This window comes from Shigella sp. FC1544 (assembly GCF_001722145.1).
Taxonomy (GTDB): domain Bacteria; phylum Pseudomonadota; class Gammaproteobacteria; order Enterobacterales; family Enterobacteriaceae; genus Escherichia; species Escherichia coli.
The window spans coordinates 1-2,242 of the sequence record NZ_MECT01000236.1 but is presented as its reverse complement, the minus strand read 5'-3'; the positions used below and the strand labels follow the sequence as shown (position 1 = coordinate 2,242).

The 2,242-nt window shown below is 45.9% G+C and carries 1 protein-coding gene and 3 pseudogenes; 1 reads left to right on the top strand and 3 read right to left on the bottom strand.

What is annotated here, in order from left to right:
• Positions 1-300: pseudogene (locus BGK49_RS13040) on the top strand (IS1-like element IS1X2 family transposase); the annotation flags it as partial.
• Between the two features lie 17 nt (positions 301-317).
• On the opposite strand, the pseudogene BGK49_RS26945 reads toward BGK49_RS13040, so the two are convergent.
• The 3 genes and pseudogenes from BGK49_RS26945 to BGK49_RS13025 all read right to left on the bottom strand — a co-directional run.
• Positions 318-1,004, bottom strand: a pseudogene (locus tag BGK49_RS26945) (FimD/PapC N-terminal domain-containing protein); the annotation flags it as partial.
• A gap of 50 nt (positions 1,005-1,054) precedes the next feature.
• On the bottom strand, positions 1,055-1,621 hold the full coding sequence (locus BGK49_RS13030; RefSeq protein ID WP_000472422.1) for a fimbrial protein: 567 nt from the start codon (positions 1,619-1,621) through the stop codon (positions 1,055-1,057).
• Positions 1,622-1,879: 258 nt separating this feature from the next.
• Positions 1,880-2,242 (bottom strand): annotated as a pseudogene (locus BGK49_RS13025) (IS1-like element IS1X2 family transposase); the annotation flags it as partial.

The following is a 2,242-nucleotide window of genomic DNA, read 5'->3' as shown; positions in this document are numbered from 1 at the left end:
ACGGTTGTGGCGCACGTCTTCGGTGAACGCACTCTGGCCACACTGGAGCGTCTTCTGAGCCTGCTGTCGGCCTTTGAGGTCGTGGTATGGATGACGGATGGCTGGCCGCTGTATGAATCACGCCTGAAGGGAAAGCTGCACGTTATCAGCAAGCGTTACACTCAGCGCATTGAGCGACATAATCTGAATCTGAGACAACATCTGGCAAGGCTGGGACGGAAGTCACTGTCGTTCTCAAAATCGGTGGAGCTGCATGACAAGGTCATCGGGCATTATCTGAACATAAAACACTATCAGTAAGTTGGAGTCATTACCCTAATTTGCGGTAACGGGCGAAAAAGATAGGTACGTGATATTTCGCCTGACTGTTCATGGTTATCATCGCTATCAGTCTGATTCAACTGATAATCACTGCGTAAGCGCCATGCCCCCGTGTTGATTCCGGCTGTTCCATAGGCGTTAAGATTAGTGCTGCTGCTGCCATCCTGTGGGCGGTAGCTGCTGGCAAACAAGTTGTAATCCATCAGGACACCGGCGACACCTTCTTTCCATGTGGAGGGTGGGGTCCAGTTTTCTGAGTGCCACGCCAGCCAGGCTTGCGGAATACTAATATTCAGTTGCTGATTGGCTTGATCGAAATTGAAGAGCATTTCAGATCGGGAGCTAAAATCGACGCACTGATTTATCAATGGTAACGACTGACGGACTTCAGGTTTTAAGCCAAATTTATCGACCAGTAAATCATTGATGCACGGAATGGTTTTATCGTCATTTTTGTGCCAGTTAATCTTTTGCCCGTTACTGATTTGGTTATTATTTACCGCAACGCTAACAAAATACACACCGGGAGCAATGACTCCTTTTTCCTTTAATAATGAAATATCAATGCGGTCGCGCATCGATTTATCGAGAACATTAAGGTTGAATTCGACCGCCAATGCGCAAGGCATCGCCACGACCAGGCAGGATACAAAAGAGAGTCGATAAATATTCACGGTGTCCATACCTGATAAATATTTTATGAAAGGCGGCGATAGCGCCGCCAAAGTAATACTTATTTATAATCCAGCACGTAGGTTGCATTCGCCGTAACTGCGCCTGGCGTTACAGGTGTAGCCTGATCAATTTGTTCCATCCAGGCAAAGAAATTCAGCGTTTGTTCGCTGGAGGTCGGAGCCAGGTCGATATCTGGAGTAGCGGTGCCTAAAACGATATTGCTTTGATCTTTATTCATTAAACGTACGCCGACGCCGGTGGCTTCACCCGTGCTGGTGTTGTTGAGAATCGGATCTGCGCCGGTGGTTTTCGCTGAGCTATCAAAGGTGACTGCAACTTTAGAAATCTTGCCACCGGAACCGTTGCTGGAGTTTTCCAGATCACAGTTGACTAAGCGCAGGTCGACAGCAACGGCATCGCTGTGATGTGACTGATTAATGTGGCTGGTGGTCACCTGACCGAGTTCAACCTCTTTATCAATATCATCCTGATGTATTTCACACGGTGCTTCAATAACTTCACCTTTAAAGTGAATTTCACCGGATCCTTCATCAGCCGCATAAACAGGTGCTGTGAACAGCAGAGATACGGCCAGTGCGGCCAATGTTTTTTGTCCTTTAAACATAACTGAGTCCTTTAACAGAAAAGAAAAAAGTATATCGGTGCAAGAATATCTTATTTGATTGTCGAATGTTTTTAGTTTTTCTTAAAAATATTATTAATTTTATTAAATGTAAAAGTAATTAATTGATGGTATGAATTAAATGTTTGATGAATAAAGTATTGGAAATTATAGGGGTGCGCTATATTTGGTGGTTTATTCATGTAACTGAGAGGAAGATAGATGATTAAAAATCATCGATTTGTTGGTAATGACTCCAACTTACTGATAGTGTTTTATGTTCAGATAATGCCCGATGACCTTGTCATGCAGCTCCACCGATTTTGAGAACGACAGTGACTTCCGTCCCAGCCTTGCCAGATGTTGTCTCAGATTCAGATTATGTCGCTCAATGCGCTGAGTGTAACGCTTGCTGATAACGTGCAGCTTTCCCTTCAGGCGTGATTCATACAGCGGCCAGCCATCCGTCATCCATACCACGACCTCAAAGGCCGACAGCAGGCTCAGAAGACGCTCCAGTGTGGCCAGAGTGCGTTCACCGAAGACGTGCGCCACAACCGTCCTCCGTATCCTGTCATACGCGTAAAACAGCCAGCGCTGACGTGATTTAGCACCGACGTAGCC